The 17,937-nt window shown below is 32.3% G+C and carries 12 protein-coding genes; 9 read left to right on the forward strand and 3 right to left on the reverse strand.

Annotation, left to right across the window (positions count from 1 at the left end; genetic code table 11):
- The first annotated feature begins 25 nt into the window (after positions 1-25).
- The 9 genes from RHP49_00200 (at position 26) to rhaM (ending at position 15,367) form a co-directional block, all read left to right on the forward strand.
- Positions 26-2,008, forward strand: coding sequence for a RagB/SusD family nutrient uptake outer membrane protein (locus tag RHP49_00200; GenBank protein ID WNH12694.1), 1,983 nt, complete (start codon positions 26-28; stop codon positions 2,006-2,008).
- Between the two features lie 418 nt (positions 2,009-2,426).
- Positions 2,427-5,396, forward strand: a complete 2,970-nt coding sequence (locus tag RHP49_00205; GenBank protein ID WNH12695.1) for a TonB-dependent receptor — start codon at positions 2,427-2,429, stop codon at positions 5,394-5,396.
- Positions 5,397-5,430: 34 nt separating this feature from the next.
- Positions 5,431-7,032 carry a RagB/SusD family nutrient uptake outer membrane protein gene (locus tag RHP49_00210; GenBank protein WNH12696.1) on the forward strand — a complete coding sequence of 534 codons (1,602 nt, stop codon included), beginning with the start codon at positions 5,431-5,433 and terminating at the stop codon, positions 7,030-7,032.
- 143 nt (positions 7,033-7,175) lie between these two features.
- Positions 7,176-9,602 carry a glycoside hydrolase family 31 protein gene (locus RHP49_00215; protein ID WNH12697.1) on the forward strand — a complete coding sequence of 809 codons (2,427 nt, stop codon included), beginning with the start codon at positions 7,176-7,178 and terminating at the stop codon, positions 9,600-9,602.
- Positions 9,603-9,950: 348 nt separating this feature from the next.
- Positions 9,951-11,228: a DUF4861 domain-containing protein gene (locus tag RHP49_00220; protein ID WNH12698.1), complete on the forward strand. Its 1,278-nt coding sequence runs from the start codon at positions 9,951-9,953 to the stop codon at positions 11,226-11,228.
- A 12-nt stretch (positions 11,229-11,240) separates the two neighbouring features.
- Entirely contained in the window at positions 11,241-12,632 is a 1,392-nt protein-coding gene (locus RHP49_00225) for a glycoside hydrolase family 88 protein (GenBank protein WNH12699.1), read from the forward strand.
- A 22-nt stretch (positions 12,633-12,654) separates the two neighbouring features.
- A complete protein-coding gene (locus RHP49_00230; GenBank protein WNH12700.1) occupies positions 12,655-14,022 on the forward strand; it encodes a sulfatase-like hydrolase/transferase in 1,368 nt (455 codons plus the stop codon).
- Positions 14,023-14,035: 13 nt separating this feature from the next.
- Complete coding sequence (locus RHP49_00235) at positions 14,036-15,043, forward strand: family 43 glycosylhydrolase (GenBank protein ID WNH12701.1); 1,008 nt, start codon at positions 14,036-14,038, stop codon at positions 15,041-15,043.
- Positions 15,044-15,367 (forward strand): L-rhamnose mutarotase, encoded by a 324-nt coding sequence (gene rhaM / locus RHP49_00240; GenBank protein WNH12702.1) that lies wholly within the window; start codon positions 15,044-15,046, stop codon positions 15,365-15,367.
- Positions 15,368-15,418: 51 nt separating this feature from the next.
- On the opposite strand, the gene RHP49_00245 is transcribed toward rhaM, so the two are convergent.
- The 3 genes from RHP49_00245 to RHP49_00255 all read right to left on the reverse strand — a co-directional run bounded on the left by RHP49_00245 (position 15,419) and on the right by RHP49_00255 (position 17,935).
- Entirely contained in the window at positions 15,419-15,802 is a 384-nt protein-coding gene (locus RHP49_00245) for a T9SS type A sorting domain-containing protein (GenBank protein WNH12703.1), read from the reverse strand.
- Positions 15,803-15,929: 127 nt separating this feature from the next.
- Positions 15,930-16,241 (reverse strand): hypothetical protein, encoded by a 312-nt coding sequence (locus RHP49_00250; GenBank protein WNH12704.1) that lies wholly within the window; start codon positions 16,239-16,241, stop codon positions 15,930-15,932.
- A gap of 191 nt (positions 16,242-16,432) precedes the next feature.
- Positions 16,433-17,935, reverse strand: a complete 1,503-nt coding sequence (locus RHP49_00255; protein WNH12705.1) for a rhamnogalacturonan acetylesterase — start codon at positions 17,933-17,935, stop codon at positions 16,433-16,435.
- Between the last annotated feature and the right edge of the window lie 2 nt (positions 17,936-17,937).

Genomic DNA, 17,937 nt, shown 5'->3' on the forward strand with positions numbered 1-17,937 from the left:
TCAAAATAATTTTAAGAAAAAAAATATGAAAAATTATATAAAACATTTTAGTAAAGTATTCACTGCTTTAATTGTTATAAGCAGTGTACTTACCTCTTGTACAAAAGAGTCATTTCTTGATGAGGATTTACAAACTCAAAGAGGTAATGAATATTACAATACTGAACAAGGTATTTTAGAATTGTCAGTTGGTGCATATCAAAGAACTTTAGCTGATATTTTTTCAGGAGAAGAACAATTTGCAACCACCAATTATGGTGTCGATGAATTCCATGTTGGTGGTGATCAAACCAACGACCCATGGAATAATTATGATTCTAGATTTGGTCCTATTGTTCAAACAACTAGAACACAATCACAGCATGCTTGGGATAGATATTATGTTGCTATTGGGTTGACAAATCAATTAATTGAATCGGCCACTAATATTGAGTCTACAGACCCTCAAATTAAGAGTGTTGCACTTGGAGAGGGTTATTTTTTAAGAGCCTATAATTATTTAAAACTGGTTAGACAATATGGCGGTGTGCCATTAAAGCTTACCGTAAGTACTACACTTGAGTTGGAATTTACACGTGCAACAGCTGAACAAGTATTAGCACAGGTAATTGAAGATTTCACCCAAGCCTATAATTTATTGGATAATTCGGCTCCTGCTCCTCAAAAAATAACTAAAGATGCAGCTGCTCACTTTTTGGCAAAAGCATACTTAACACGTGCTAGTGAAATTAATGATTCTTGGAACTCTGCTACAAAAACTGCAGATTTACAGCAAGTGGTAACTTTAGCTGATCAAGTGATTGCCAATCATCCATTAGCATCAAATTTTCAAGAGATATGGGCATATACTGAACCTGATGGTCCTAACGAATTTTTGCCCGAATTAATTTTATCAGCTCAATTTAGTAGGACTATTCATGTTGCTTATAATAATTTTAGTCATGTTGCTTTTACGGCACGTTATGATGATTTAGGTGTGATGAAACGTGATCTTACAGGAATGCGTCCTTACAGTCGTTTAGCACCAACTTATTATACGTATGATGTTTACGACCATGTAAATGATTCTCGTTTCTGGAAAACGTTTAGAACTAAGCATAGAGTAAACAAAGGCGGTGATTTTGGTGACGATGAAACAATACCAAAAGTTAATTATACAGCAGGTGTTGATTTAGGAATACTATACATTATTAATGACCCTAGTGATACAAGATTTGCAAATACAAAAAATAATAACGATCCTAGTATTTTATACAACGGGAAAAGTATTCCGCATGTTTATGTTGCTCATGCTGCTGATGGTATTGGTTTATTGGCAGATCCAAGATTTCCTTCATTATCAAAGCATTTTGATTCTTCTAGAAACTCTGTAAACGATAATAGAGGTATGCGTGATGAGATTTTGGCACGTTCAGCTGATACTTATTTAATGGCAGCAGAGGCCAAAGTTCGTTTAGCAGCTGCAGGATCAGGATCTTATTCTGATGCTCTTACTTATATCAATAAAGTTCGTAATAGAGCTACTTATAAAAGTGGAGAGGATAGAGCCTATTACACTGATGGTGCCGAAGCATATCCAACTTCTACTTTTTCACAGCCTTTTGAATCTAATTCTTATATGAACGAGAATTCATATTACGAGTCTAATGACATTCCTGTAACTACTTCTACGACAGATTTAACAATAACAGATATTGCAAATTTACCTGCTGAAGATGAGGCTATTATTTCTACATTAGGTTATTCTAGCGAGTATGACAGAATGCTTTGTTTAGTATTAAATGAGCGTACTAGAGAACTTTGTGGTGAATGGCACCGTTGGGAAGATTTAAGTCGTACTTTAACATTGGTTGATAGAGCAAAAGCCTACAATCCTGGAGCTGCTCCTAATATAAAAGACTATCATGTTTTAAGACCTATTCCACAACCTTTCCTTGATGCTGTATATGCTAATGGAGAACCTCTGAGTGCTTCAGCAAAACAAGAAATGCAAAACCCTGGGTACTAAAAAAAATAGTTTGTTTTTTTAACTTGTTTAAGCGCTATAGTAAATATTTACTATAGCGCTTTTTTTAATTAGACTATAACTCATTATTAGTCTTTCTGATATAATATACTTGTACATATTAAAAAATAAATAAAAGTGTCCGATATCATAATAATTAAAAACATATTATACAAATCCAAATAAAATATCCAAAAATAAATTATTATCGATTATTAAGACTCTCTAATATAATCTATTAATTAAAAACATATTAATTTTAAAGTAAATTAATACTATTTTAAAATTAATATGTTACTGAAAACCAATTACTTATGTTATTAAAAAATTAACCTATTGATAATTAACAGGTAAGAGCAGGATACCTTAATTATGTTTTATCTATAAGTTTGGAATAATTAACAACTAAACTAAATATTTTATGAAAAACAAAGTTACTCTACTAATGAGTATAATTTTGTGTACTTTAATGTACACGTCCAGTTATGCTCAAGAAAAAAATGTAACAGGTATTGTTACAGATCTATCAAACCTCCCATTACCTGGAGTGAATGTAATAGTTAAAGGAACACAAAATGGAGCTAGTACAGATTTTGAAGGAAACTACAGTATTTCTGTAGCTACTGGAGAAACATTAGTTTTCTCTTATTTAGGTTTTAAAACTATTGAAAAAGTAGTTGGAAATCAAAATTCCTATAACATTTCAATGGAAGAGGATAATTCGGAATTAGATGAAGTTGTAGTTGTAGGTTACGGTTCTGTAAAAAGAAAAGATGTAACTGGGGCTGTGGCATCCATTAAGTCTGAAAGTTTTATTGATGCTTTACCTGTTAGTCCAGAACAACTTTTACAAGGAAAAATTGCTGGTGTTAACATTGTACAAAGCAGTGGACAACCTGGAGCCTCATCTACTATAAGAATTAGAGGAACGAGCTCAATATCAGCAGGAAACGATCCGCTTTATGTTATTGATGGTGTACCATTACAATTTGGAAGTGCAAATAATCAAGTTAGAACTGTAACTTCAGGATCTTCTCCTCTATCGGAAGAAGCTATTAATCCATTAAGCTTAATAAATCCAGCAGATATTGAAAGTATTGATGTTTTAAAAGATGCATCAGCAACTGCTATTTATGGTTCTAGAGGAGCTAATGGAGTTATTGTTATTACTACAAAAAACAAAGGCAAATATGGAGATTTCTTAACTTACGACTCTTATTTAGGAGTATCAAGTGTTCCTGAATTACTACCTTTTTTATCTGCAGATGAATATAGAGATTATGCAAATAGCAATGGTTTACCATTATCTGATCAGGGCGTTAATACAAATTGGCAAAAAGAAGTGTTTAGAACTGCTATTACACAAAATCATAACATTTCCTTTGCAGGAGGTTCATCCACTACAAATGTTACAGGTTCTTTAGGTTACAATAACCAAGAAGGGACAATATTGAATTCTCAACTTAAAAAATACACAGGAAGATTAAATGCTAATCATTCTGCTATTGATGATAGGTTAAAAATTGGTATCAATTTAACATATGCTAGCATCGATGATCAAAGAGCAGCTGTAAATTCAAACATTGCAGATGAAGGAGGTAATATATTAAAAGATGCACTTCGTTGGGCACCAACATTACCTGTTAGAAATCCAGATGGTAGTTATTACCAAATTGGTGCATTAAGAGTAAATCCTGTTTCTTGGGTTGATGTTTCAGATGAAAGTGATACGTCTTTATTATTAGGAAATTTAAATACTTCCTTTGAAATAATAGATGGTTTAAAATTATCATCTAACATAGGTCATTCAAGCGAAAATGTAAGTAGGTTTACAAATATTCCATCTACACATCCAGCTGGAGAAGGGCAAGGAGGCACGGCTTCTATTAGCAAATATAAAAACTCTAATGTATTAGCAGAAACAAACCTTACTTATGATAAGCAAATAAATGATGACAATCATATAACTATTTTAGCTGGTTATTCCTATCAGAGATTTGAAACAGAAAACACGTTTACTTCTGCCAATCAATTTGTAGCAGATGCAACACAATGGAATTTAATTCAGTCTGGTACCATACAGTCAAATACATCTTTTAAAGATGCTAATCGTTTGTCTTCTTATTATGGTCGTTTAAATTACAAGTTAAAAGATAGATATTTGGTTACTTTTACTTTAAGACGTGATGGTTCTAGCCGATTTGGAGCGAATAACAAATGGGGAACATTCCCTTCTGGAGCAGTTGCTTGGAATATAGCTGATGAAGATTTTATGGCTGATTCAAAAATTAGCAACTTAAAATTAAGAGTTGGTTATGGTGTAACTGGTAACCAAGAAATACCTAATAACTTATATCGAGAACAACTTTCTATTGCAGGTTCTGCTATTTATGTTTTTGGTGGACAAGCAATACCAAGTGTTTTACCTACAAATTTTCAAAATCAAGACTTAAAGTGGGAAGAAACAAGTCAATTAAATTTTGGTGTAGATTTTGGCTTATTCAATCAGAGAGTAACAGGTTCAGTTGATTATTATTTAAAGAAAACTAAAGATTTATTATTGCAGTTTTCTACAGCAGCACCTTCAGTAGTTCCTACACAGTGGGCAAATGTAGGAGAGGTTGAAAACAAAGGTATTGAGATAAACTTAAATGCTGATGTTATTGATAATGAAAATTTTAAATGGTCTACAAACCTAAATTTTGCAACAAATAAAAACGAAGTAATTAGTCTTTCAAATGCTAATTTTCAAAGAGATGAAATAAGAACCTCTAGTGGTTCTGGGGTTGTTGGTAATAATGCTAATACTCAAATAATAAAACCAGGATTACCTTTAAATACATTCTACGGATGGCAATTTACAGGTTATGATGCTGATGGATTGGAAACATATCTTGACGTAGATGGTACAGATGGTGCTGATGAAGTAGCAATTGGTGATGCTAATCCAGATTGGACATTTGGTTTCAATAACACTTTTAATTACAAGAAACTTGAGGTTTCTATGAATTTTAGAGGTGTTGTAGGTAATGATATTTACAACAATACAGCTGCTGAGTTTTCATATATTAGTCAAGCACCTGGAGTAAATGTTCTTAAATCTGCGTTAAATACTGGTGCAAGCAGAACACAAACTGCTCAATATTCTTCACAATGGTTAGAAGATGGTAGCTATTTAAGATTAGATAATTTAACTGTTGGTTACAATTTCGATGTAGATAAGGTTAATTTTATTAAAAAGGCTAAAGTTTATGTAACAGGAACTAATTTATTTGTTATTACAGGATATTCAGGCTATGACCCAGAAGTTAGAACGAGATCGATAGGTGTAGATTATCTTGTTTATCCAAGACCAAGAACTTTCCAAATAGGAACTAGTATAACATTTTAATTAGAAACCTATGAAAATTATAAAGAAATATAGTATGAAAAATATACAAAAAATAACAAAAAAGGTAAAATTACTTAGCTTTAGCTGTTTATTAGTGATTTTATCAGGATGCAGTCTAGAAGAGGAAGTATATTCTATATATACACCAGAAACCTTCTATTCAAATGAGACACAAGTTTTATCATCCCTATCTGGAATCTACCGAAACTTTGCTCGTACAACTGGTATGGGTGTTGAATATAGATGTTTAGAACTTCCTGGAGATCAAGTAGTAGTACATGAAAAGATCCAAGGTTGGTGGGGAGGCGCCAATTTTGCAGAATTAATGGAACATACTTGGACACCTAGCCATAGTTACATTGCTGGGGCTTGGGATTCTTATTTTAGAACCGTGGGACAAACTAATGCGCTTATAGCATCATTAGAGGGTTCTGCTTTATCAGAAGCTGAAATTGCTGGTCCACTTGCAGAATTACACTCTTTACGTGCTTATGCATACTTCTTCTTAATGGATTTATTTGGAAATGTTCCTATTTTTACACTTCCAAAAGTAGATGCGTTAAACTTACCTGAACAAAATACTAGAGCTGAGGTTTTTGATTTTGTTACTTCAGAATTAATTGCAGCTGCAGCAGATTTACCTACTAAAGCAGAAGCAGGTAGTAGCTATTATGGTAGGTTTACTCAAGAAGCAGCCTATGGTTTACTTGCAACAGTTTACTTAAATGCTGAAGTTTATACTGGCACGCCGCAATTTGATAAAGCTTATGATTATGCGCAACTAGTAATAGATTCAGGATCTTATCGTTTATTAGATAATTACTTTGATAATTTCACTTATAATAATGATAATAATGATGAGTTCATATTTGGTGCTGTTTACTCTCCGGACATCGCTGGTGGTGTTGGTCACCCTTTAGTACAAAAAGTACTTCCTGGAATTCAAGGTGGTTTATTCGGTTTACCATATACACCTCAAAACGGTTTCGGAACAAGACCTTCTGTTCTTGCTTTATATGAAGATGGTGATGATAGAAAAAATCTAATAATCCCTTATGGTAATTTAATTGATCCTAGAAACGGTGAAACTGTTATGGTAGAGCGTATTGTTCCTGATAACAATTCTAAATTATACGATCCAGAAGTTTCAACAGAAGGACCAGTGCCTTATGAAATTATTCCAGCTACAGGAATCCGATTACAACCAATGAATGCTGGTTTAAAATGGGTTAAATGGGGATTAGATCCTAATACTAATGGAGGTAATGCAGGTAATGATATTGCTTTCCTTAGATATGCAGATATATTGTTAATAAAGGCTGAAGCATTGGCTAGAGGTGCTAAAGGAGGTACTTTGGAACAGGCTAGAACAATTGTTAACGTAGTAAGATCTAGAAGTTATGGAAGTAATGTGGGTGATTTAGCTACTTTAACTTTAGATGATATTTTAGACGAAAGAGGTAGAGAATTAGCCTTTGAAATGCAAAGAAGAAGAGATTTAATTCGTTTTGGTAAATTTGGAGATGCATGGGAATTTAAATCCGCATCAGATTCTTATAGAACATTGTTTCCAATACCAAAAACAGCACGTGAGGCTAATCCTAAATTAAAACAAAACCCTGAATACCCACAATAATATTTTTTTAAGTTTAAAAAAAGCGTTATGATAAACTTATCATAGCGCTTTTTGCTTTTTAAACAAAAATACAGTATAGCACAGGATGCTTTTAAAATAGTAAACAAATATCTTTGAATTTAAACATTATTATTTTTTCTCATATGAAGTATATTTTTTTGATTATTACCTCCTTTATGATGCTTTTAATAACCATAAAAACTAATGCTCAAAAACATATAGGTAATTATGAGAATCTTATTTCTGAAAAAGAAAACATAATAAAACTACAGACAGAAAATGGATTGGTAATCATAGAACTTTGTACACCATCAATTATTAGATTTAGAACGAGCTGGGATAACACCTTTGAAGCTAACGAACCATGGATGGTTTCTAATTATAATTGGGAGGTTGTAAACTACAAATTAGAAGAGACTGAGTCTGTTCTTAACATTACTACTGCCCTACTTCAATTAAAAATTCAAAAACACCCTTTTAGAATTCAACTTTTCGATAAAAAAGGGAATTTATTATCATCAGAAACAAATAACAGTTTAGGCTCGTTTCAAGAGAACAAAACCATTAGTTCTATAAAACAACTACAACCAGATGAACATTTCTTTGGTTTTGGTGAGCGCATGGATTTCTTAGACAGGCGAGGAAAAAAAGTAAGATTAGATGTTGGTAGAGGCATTGGAAGACCTCATATTACTGGAGCATATAATGTGCTCAAAGCAAATTATTGTCCAGTACCGTTTTTTATGAGTACAAAAGGATACGGCATTTTTTTTCATAATGCACATCCAACTACTTGGGATATGGGCTTAACCAACTCAAATAATTACAGCTTTAGTGCTGAAGGAGGCGAACTCGATTATTATTTTATTTACGGACCAACGTTTACTAATATTTTAGATGGATATACTTCTATAACAGGAAAATCACCATTACTACCAAAGTTTGCTTTAGGACTTCAAGTTGGAACATATAGCGGAGGAACTTGGGGACATGAAGAAGAAACATCAACGGATTACGTAGTGGCTTTAGCCCAAAAATTTAGAGACTTTGAGATTCCACTGGATATTTTACATCTAGATTCAACATGGCGTATTTTTGGTGAAAATGGAGGAAAAGGAGCTACAACCTTCGAGTGGAGAGAAACCTTTAAAAACCCAGAAAAAATGTTTTCAGATTTATACGATTTAAATTTGAATATGGTAGGTGTGCATTTAAGACCAAGGTTTGATAATGGTAAAAAATTGCGGCTGCTAGATGCTGCAAGAAAAAAAGGATTTGTTTATCCTGAAGAAGATAACCCAGGTGAGTTTGTTAATTTTTTCGATCAGGAATCGGTAAACTGGTGGTGGGAAAATGGTGTTATGCGAGTAGCTGAACAAGGTGCTATGTTTTTAAAAACAGATGAAGGCAGCGCCTTTGGTAGAAAAGCAAACGAAAGCAATAAAACTGGTCCACAAGGCGAATCTATTAAAGCTTTACATAACCTATTTCCTATAGCTTATGCCAAAGCGCCCTATGAGAAATTTCAAGAGTTTAATAAAATACGAGGTATGAATCAAACTCGGGAAGGATATGCTGGTATCCAACGCTATCCATATATTTTTGCTGGAGATTGGCCTAGTGAATGGCAATATTTTGAACCTGTTATTAAAGCTGGATTAAATATTGGTCTTTCTGGTGTTGGCAATTGGTCTCATTGTATGGGAGGTTTTGAGCATGTTGCCGATCCTGAATTATATATTCGATGGTGTCAATTTGGATTATTAAGTCCTATTGCGCATTTATTTGGAATGGAACACCCTAACTATAAAGAGCCTTGGAATTATGGAGACGATGCGTTACGTATTTTTAAACAATACGATAAAATGCGTTATAGCCTAATCCCGTATTTATATAGCTATTTGTATGTAAATCATAAAAAAGGAACGCCATTAATGCGTGCTTTAGTATTGCATTATCAGGATGATGAAAACGTTTATAACATCACAAACCAATACATGTTAGGTGAAAGTTTAATGATTTGTCCGGTGACTGAAAAAGGAGCACAAACTCGGGTGGTCTATTTACCAAAAGGACTTTGGACAGATTACTGGACAGGAAAAACCTTTGAAGGTAAAAAGCACTACAATGTGTTATGCCCAATTGATAAACTTCCAATTTTTATAAAAGAAGGCGCTATTATTCCAACTCAAGAAACTTTAAATTATATAGGCGAAAAAGAAATTAAAAAATTAATTTTAGATGTGTATCCTAATGCTTCAAACACATTCACTTTATACAATGATGATGGTAAAAGTTTAGCATATCAAAATGGTTATTTTAACACCACAGATATCGCAACTCAAGTTTCAGAAAACAACATTATATTAAATATTAATGCTGCCAAAGGAGAATTTAAGGGTAACGAAATAACCTATACCATAAAATTTCATTTAGATAAAAAACCTACTTCTGTTCTTGTAAATAATAAAACCTATTTGATGAAAGACAACCAGTTTCAGGATGGCGTGTTAACAATCTCCCCAAAAACAACTAATAACGATAAAATCACAATCTATATTAATAAATAAATTGTTTTTTAGCTAATACTAAATAAACCATTATAAGTTTTTGTTATGATTACTAAACCAAAAATATTTGCAGTCATTTTGCTTTTCATATGCTTAATATCAAAAGCTCAAGAAATAGAAAGTATAGAAACTAGAAATTTTCAAGTTTTTCAATTCCCTTCAAATATGATTCCTAGAATAGACGGTGATACTAAAGATTGGGAAATAGTACCAGAAAATTATTCTAAAAGATGCAGGGAAATATGTTGTAGTACTAGAAATATAAGGACCAAAAGGAACATCTAAATTGTCAAAAGTTTGGAATGTAGCAGTAAAATAATTTAATTATACAACTAATATAAATAACACATGAAAAGAAACATTATCTCATTAATAGTTATTGCGCTATGCTTTTTTGCTTGTAAAAAAGAACATTTAACAGAAATTATACTATCCAATAATTCTGATTTTGATTTAACGGATAAACCCATTTCTATAAAAAGAGACCGCTTATCTACAGACAGTATTAATAATTATCCTTTACTAATTAATGTTTTAGATACTATACCGTCTCAACTTAATGATTTAGATGAAGATGGTAATTGGGATGAACTATTTTTTGTTGCCAATTTTTCGGCTCAAGAGGAAAAAAAATTAACACTTAAATGGGTTAATAAAAAACCTAATTATGTAGTTAGAACAAGTGCCCGGTTTGGCAAAAGAAACTCTTCAACCACACCTGTACAACCAAAAACTTCTGAAACAATGTTAGCTAACGAATTACCAAAAAGTTTAGGCTATCAACAATATCAAACAGATGGTCCTTCTTGGGAAAATGACAAAGTTGGTTTTAGGCATTATCTAGATGGGAGAAACGCAAAAGACCTCTTTGGAAAAAAAGTATCAACGATGTCTCCAGAACACGTTGGTATTAATGCAGAAGGTGCTGTAGAAGACAATTACCATGTTATGGGAAATTGGGGTAGAGATATTTTAGCAGTAGGAAATTCAATTGGTATTGGTGGATATGCATTAGCCACAGAAACAGAATTAATGAGACTTGGTGTTACTGTAGACGATTCTATAAACAACATTGAAAAAACGACATTTAAAATTCTTGTAGAAGGTCCGATAAAATCTATTTTAAACTATAACTATGAAAATTGGAAACCCAACGGAGAGAATAGAAATTATTCTGTAGAAGAATACACTACAATTTTCCCTGGTATATATGGATATAAAAATACGGTATCTATTTCTGGTATTCAGGGTGATGAAAATCTAGTAGTTGGTCTGGTAAATATCAATAATGACAAACCACTATCTATAATTGATGAAAATGAAAATTACATCGTACTTTACACACATGATAAGCAAACCTATGATAAAAAGTGGTGGTTAGGAATGGCATTAATTGTTCCTAAAGAATTATATCTTGGTTATACTGAAGCCCCAAAAACAGGACCACTTTCCAATACTTATTTAGCAAAACTTAAAGTTGAAAACAAACAACCTGTAAGTTATTATGCTATTGCGGGTTGGGAACTTAGTGACACACGTTTTATTGATGAAGCCTATTTTATAAATTATTTAAAAAAACTAACCAATCAACTTTCTGTAGAAGTAGACATGATAATAACTAACTAAAAACTAAAAAAAATGAATCTAAAAAAATTTTCAAATAACATAATACAAAAAAAGAGTCTAATATTTTTATTAGCAATATGTTTTGTTTCCTGTACAACGTCAGTAAAAAAAGAAGAACATGAGCCTCAAAATGACACGACTGCTCCATTACATGCCCTGCAACCAGATTACCCAACACCATATGGTGTTAAATCTGCTACAGATATTAAAACAACTTTAGATAGAGTATATTCATTTTTAGAAACAAATACGGCTTCTAAACTTATAGATAGTAAAACAAATAAGGAAATAACTAATATAGAAAACCTTAGTGAAACTACTATTTTTGAGACAGGTGCTTTTAGACTTACTAGTTATGAATGGGGTGTTACCTACGCAGGAATGTTAGCTGTAGCAGAGGCTACAGGAGATAAAAAATATGCTGATTATACAAATAAAAGATTACAAATTTTTTCGGATATAGCTCCTTTTTACACAAAACAACTAGCAAATAACCCCGAGTTTTCGTCTCCAATAAAACAATCTCTAAAGCCTCATGCTTTAGATGATGCAGGTGCTATTTGTGCGGCAATGATAAAAGCAAAAAGAAATGGTCTTGATGCTGAATTACAACCATTAATTAATAATTTTATAGACTATATTAGTAATAAACAATTTCGTTTACCTGATGGAACCTTAGCAAGAAATAGACCGCAACCAAATACATTATGGTTAGACGATTTATTTATGGGAGTTCCAGCACTTGCTCAAATGGGAAAACTAACAGGAGATGTTAAATATTATGATGATGCCGTAAAACAAGTTCGTCAATTTTCAGAGCGTATGTTTAATTCAGAAAACGGATTATATATGCATGGTTGGGTACAAGCTATGGAAGAGCATCCTCAATTTCATTGGGCACGAGCAAATGGTTGGGCAGTCATGACACTTGTAGAATTATTGGAAGTATTACCTAAAGAGCATGAAGGCTATAATGATGTATTAAAACAATTGCAAGCCCATATAAAAGGTCTCGTTAAATATCAAGATGGTACAGGCTTTTGGCATCAACTTATAGATAGAAATGACACCTACTTAGAAACGTCGGCAACAGCTATTTATACTTACGCAATTTCAAGAGCTATAAATAGAGGTTATATCGATAAAATGGTATATTCACCAATAGCATTATTAGCTTGGAATGCTGTTTCTACAAAGGTAAACACAAAAGGTCAAGTAGAAGGAACATGTGTTGGCACAGGTATGGGCTTCGACCCTGCTTTTTATTATTATAGACCTATTAATGTTTATGCTGCACATGGTTATGGCCCTGTATTATTAGCTGGTGCTGAAATTATATCTTTATTGAAGCATAACGAATTTGAAATAAATGACAGCTCACTTCAATTAAAAATTAAAAATTAAAAATTATTTAATATTAATGTTAATGTTAAAATCAATTAATTATCTTTTTCTTTTACCATGCTTATTGGTATTAAATTGTAACCAAAAGACTGTACAAAAAACTAAAAAAAAGAATCCTAATATTCTAGTCATTATAGCAGATGATGCAGGCTGGAATGATGTAGGTTATAATGATTCGGAAATTAATACTCCTAATATCGATTGGTTAGCTAATAATGGCATACAACTTAGTCGGTTTTATGCCAATCCTACATGCTCACCATCAAGAGTGTCTCTTTTAACTGGAATGCCAGCAAGCAGAATTGGTATCGTAGCACCTATTAGCGGAAAAAGCAAAAAAACACTTCCTGATTCTATTACCACATTACCTCAAGTATTAAAAAAGCATAACTATGAGAATGCGTTATTCGGAAAATGGCATTTAGGATTGGATATTTCAAACGGACCAAATGCCTTTGGTTTTGATTATTCATACGGATTTCTTCATGGGCAAATAGATCAATATACGCATAGATATAAGAATGGCGATGCTAGCTGGTATAGGAATGACAAAATGATTGAAGAAGATGGTCATACTACCGATTTATTAACCAAGGAAGCTATTGAATGGCTAACGAAGAAACGTGATACCACTAAAAACTTTTATGTACAATTGGCTCATAGCGCACCTCACTTCCCCTTACAAGAAGAAGATAAATGGAAAACACCTTATTTAGAAACTATAAAAGATAGTTCAAGAAGAGATTTTGCAGCCGCCATGTCACATATGGATCATAGTATTGGAAAGGTTTTAAAAACATTGAAAAAGCTAAACTTAGAGGATAATACTTTAGTGATTTTTATGAGTGATAATGGCGCTATGGAAAATTGGTTTCCAACGTATCAATATAACGGCGCACATGGGCCAAATCCAGTATTAGGAAGTAATAAACCTTTACGAGATTGGAAATCATCCAACTATGAAGGCGCCATTCGCGTACCCGCAATTGTATATTGGAAAAACCATTTAGACTCAGAAAAAAACTCAAATTACATGTCTGTTTCAGATGTTATGCCAACTATACTTTCACTAATTAATGCAGAAATACCTAAAGATGTTGAAGGCGTTAATTCATGGTCTTCAATTTTAAATCCTCAACAAGAAACAACACATGATATTTATGTTCGCGGACATAAACAAGAAAGTTTAATACATAAACCTTGGAAAATTATTAGAACTCGTCATAAAGATAATTCTCCTGCAACATATCAACTTTATAATATAGATTTAGATCCTGAAGAAAAAGACAATAAAATTGATGAAGAAACTTCCATTTTGGCAAAAATGAAAATATTACTCCAAGGTCAATTTATCAAAGATGATAAAACAGTAAATGTTGAATTAAAATAAGCTTGATGATTGAATGAAATTAAAATTCATCTATTTAATATTACTATTAATTTGCTTGTCTTGTAAAACAAATAATACTAATAACAAATATAAAATAGCAGATAAACCTTTGTTTCGAGACCCTATTTTTGATGGTGCTGCCGATCCTTCAATCATTTGGAACAAAAAGGAAAAGAAATGGTTTATGTTTTACACTAATAGACGTGCAAATGATAGCTCTGCAAGTGGTGTAGCATGGGTACATGGCACTAAAATAGGCATTGCAGAATCTAATGATGGTGCCCATTGGAAATATAAAGAAACTTGTAATATAAATTATGATATAAAAGAAGTCACGTATTGGGCTCCCGATGTATTAGAATATAATGGAATATATCATATGTATTTAACTATTGTTCCAGGTGTTTTTGAAGATTGGTACCACCCACGACATATAATTCACCTAACGAGTAAAAACCTTATTGATTGGGAGTTTCAATCTAAATTAAAATTAGCTTCAGAACGTTGTATAGATGCCGATGTATTCCGATTACCAAATGGTACATGGCGTATGTATTACAACAACGAGAATGATGGAAAATCAATTTATTATGCAGATAGTGAAGATTTATATCATTGGTTAGATAGCGGAAAAAAAGTAATAAAAGATCGAGGAGAAGGACCAAATATGTTTTACTGGAAAGGGAAAAACTGGATGGTTAATGATGCATGGAAAGGATTAGGTGTTTATTCTTCTCAAGATTTTATAAATTGGAAACGTCAAGAAAAAAATATTTTACAAATTCCAGGAACTGGAAAAGACGATATGGTAAAAGGTGGTCATCCAGATGTTATTGTTCAAGGAGATAAAGCCTATGTGTTTTATTTTACACATCCCGGACGAACACCAAAAAATGCAGAAATAGACTCTTACGAAACAAGAAGAAGCACTATTCAAGTTGCCGAATTAGAATACGATAACGGAGATATTATTTGCAACAGAAATAAACCCGTATATATTAACTTAAAACCATCTGAGTAAATGAATGATACAATAAAAAATGCTTTCAAAATGAAATTAAAACCTGGTTTTGAAGCAGAATATAAAAAACGACACGACGAAATATGGCCAGAACTATCTGCTTTACTTTCTGAAACGGGAATACAAGATTACAGCATCTATTTAGATGAAGAAACATTAATTCTTTTTGCTGTTCAAAAATTAAGTAAAAGCTTTGATAAAGATTATTTACCCAACCACCCTATTGTAAAAAAATGGTGGGCATATATGTCAGATATAATGGAAACTAATCCTGACAATTCGCCCATTGAAAAACCTTTAAAAGAGGTTTTTCATATGGACTAATAATCAATAAAATATTTAACAGTGAAACACTTAATGTTTAAGAACTCTAAACTAATCAATACTAATTATTTTGCTAGTTCTTTGTGTATCCCTTCCGTTTAAAACTAACAAATAATTACCTGATGCTAATTTATTTCTACTTAAACTAATCGCATTTCTGCCTTGTGAATAAGTCTTTTCAGGAATACTAAATACCTTAACTCCCATCATACTATATACTGACAATTTTATTTTAGAAGCTTGATTTAAATTAAAAACAATATTGGTTTCACTTGAAAAAGGGTTCGGATAATTAGAAACACCTTCAAACTTATTAATATCATTTACGCTTAATGTTGAAGATTCAAAAGGTCCTATATCTGGTGCAGGGCCATTAAATAATAACCCAACATCTACTCCACTATCAATTAAATCACTACCTGGAACAAGTTTCATAAAATCAATGTCAGGCAAGCTACCATCAGCATTCTCTAGAGTAGAATCTGCATTATAAAATGAATCACAATTTAAAATGGTGTTTTTTACTAGCTCCTGTTCCTAATTGCAATCCTGTGTCTTTACATTAGCTAAACGCACAAAACTCAACTAAATTATTATGTCCATTAATAAACATCCCGTTATCTCCATAACCAAAAACATCAATTCCTTTTATATACCAATATGAGCCTGATAATGATATATCACGATTTGATGAACTTTCGGCCATTGAAGAAAAATCAAATAAGGGTTTTGATGTATTGTCTGGATGTGATAAAAAAGAAATTAAATTTCCGTTTGAACCATTTCTAGTTATTGAAAACTTTGAATAAAATGTATACGTTCCTTCTAAAACATAAATAACATCGCCTGCTGAGGCACTTGAAAGAGCTGACAAAACTTGCTGAGGATTACTTACAGTAATTTCAGTTGTGGATACTATAAAATAATTAAAAAGAATTACAGTAATTAATAATTTATCTTAACCCTTGTTTTTTTTATTATCTATTTATAAATAGTTAACACTAATAAGTTTACTGTTTTTTTGACAATAAGTACTTTTTAAAACCAATAAATAACTATATTAAATTACTTATTAATATAAACACAACCTCGTAATCCAACCTCTTTATGTTTTTTTAGTATTTCAGCAAAAGTTTTTGCTGTAAAGGTTGCACCCTCTAAACCAGTATGCGTGTGGTCTTTTGGAAAAAACGCCTTAACTTTTTCTTTTCCTAATTCTTGATACTTTTGTGCAACAGCATGACTCAAGTCAATAAAAATGGCATCTTCCTTTTCTGCTGCTTCTTTTGACCACTTAATATAAGTATCATGTCTTTGCTCCACGACTCCATTTGGCCATTCATTTCTGGGCGTTAAACTTAAAACAACAGGAAGCGCTCCTTTTTCTTTAGTTTCTCTAATCATTTTTTTCATGTACCACCCGTAAGTATGTACTATTTCTAAAATACTATCTCTTTGAACTTCCTGCGTTTCATCTCCCATGCCTTTCAAAGAGCCTCTAAATTTTGCTTTATCAATATTTCCTGCATCATTATGTCCAAATTGAATAAAGACAACATCGCCTTTCTTAAATTCTTTTTTAGCAGCATCCCACAAGCCTTCAAATTCAAATGTTCTAGTGCTTCTTCCTCCTCTTGCCTTGTTAATAATATTTACTTGCATGGTATCACAAAATTGAGGAAAAGCCATGCCCCAACCTATGGCGTTAGGATTACTACTATTTGCCATTGTTGAATCGCCTATTAGAAAAATATTTTTCTTTTTTGGTAATACAACTCTAGGAGTTTCAAGAATATATTCTTTTAAAGGATTACTTGTTTGCTTTAATTCATCAGCAATAATTGATGCCGCCATTACAGCGCCTCTTGCAGATGTATGTGTATGATCGCGTTTATAAAAAAACGTACCAGTGACATTATCTTCTCCGTATTTTTCTAATTCGGATGCCATTTTATCATTTAAATCAATAAAAGTGACGTCATTTCTTTCGGCAATTTGTTTTGCCCATAATCCATAAGACTTGTTATTTCTAGGAACTTTACCTTCTTTCCAATCGTTTCTTGGAATAGGCGACATAATTATTGGAATAGCTCCTTTTGCTTTAGCGTCTTTTACAATTTTTTCTATATACCAACCATAACTATGTACAATTTCATGGTCGCCTGTAATCATATTATCAATCTCTTCAGTTTCATTACCAACGCCTTTTATAGTGCCTCTAGCCCTAATAGTATCGTTTACAGGTCCATTATCATTATGTCCAAATTGAATTAACACATAATCTCCTTTTTTAAGTTTGTTATTTACAGTATCCCATAACCCTAAATTTTGATAGGTTCTGCTACTTGTCCCCCCTAAAGCGTGATTTTCTACTTTTACTTTTGTTGAATCTAAAAACTGACTAATAAAATCTCCCCATCCCCAAAGACCACTGTACCCATCTCCTTTTCCGTTTTTCACCGTAGAATCACCTACAGTATAAACGGTTGGTTTTATTTTACTTTGTTGTGCACAATTAGAAAATGAAATTGTAAAAAAAAGAATAGCTAAAAACTGAAATGCTTTCATAA

Source organism: Flavobacteriaceae bacterium HL-DH10, assembly GCA_031826515.1.
GTDB classification, from domain to species: domain Bacteria; phylum Bacteroidota; class Bacteroidia; order Flavobacteriales; family Flavobacteriaceae; genus Thalassobellus; species Thalassobellus suaedae.

Coding starts and splice junctions, on each gene's coding strand:
- RHP49_00200 (WNH12694.1), top strand. CDS start 26: ATGAAAAATTATATAAAACATTTTAGTAAAGTATTCACTGCTTTAATT.
- RHP49_00205 (WNH12695.1), top strand. CDS start 2,427: ATGAAAAACAAAGTTACTCTACTAATGAGTATAATTTTGTGTACTTTA.
- RHP49_00210 (WNH12696.1), top strand. CDS start 5,431: ATGAAAAATATACAAAAAATAACAAAAAAGGTAAAATTACTTAGCTTT.
- RHP49_00215 (WNH12697.1), top strand. CDS start 7,176: ATGAAGTATATTTTTTTGATTATTACCTCCTTTATGATGCTTTTAATA.
- RHP49_00220 (WNH12698.1), top strand. CDS start 9,951: ATGAAAAGAAACATTATCTCATTAATAGTTATTGCGCTATGCTTTTTT.
- RHP49_00225 (WNH12699.1), top strand. CDS start 11,241: ATGAATCTAAAAAAATTTTCAAATAACATAATACAAAAAAAGAGTCTA.
- RHP49_00230 (WNH12700.1), top strand. CDS start 12,655: ATGTTAAAATCAATTAATTATCTTTTTCTTTTACCATGCTTATTGGTA.
- RHP49_00235 (WNH12701.1), top strand. CDS start 14,036: ATGAAATTAAAATTCATCTATTTAATATTACTATTAATTTGCTTGTCT.
- rhaM (WNH12702.1), top strand. CDS start 15,044: ATGAATGATACAATAAAAAATGCTTTCAAAATGAAATTAAAACCTGGT.
- RHP49_00245 (WNH12703.1), bottom strand. CDS start 15,802: ATGAAACTTGTTCCAGGTAGTGATTTAATTGATAGTGGAGTAGATGTT.
- RHP49_00255 (WNH12705.1), bottom strand. CDS start 17,935: ATGAAAGCATTTCAGTTTTTAGCTATTCTTTTTTTTACAATTTCATTT.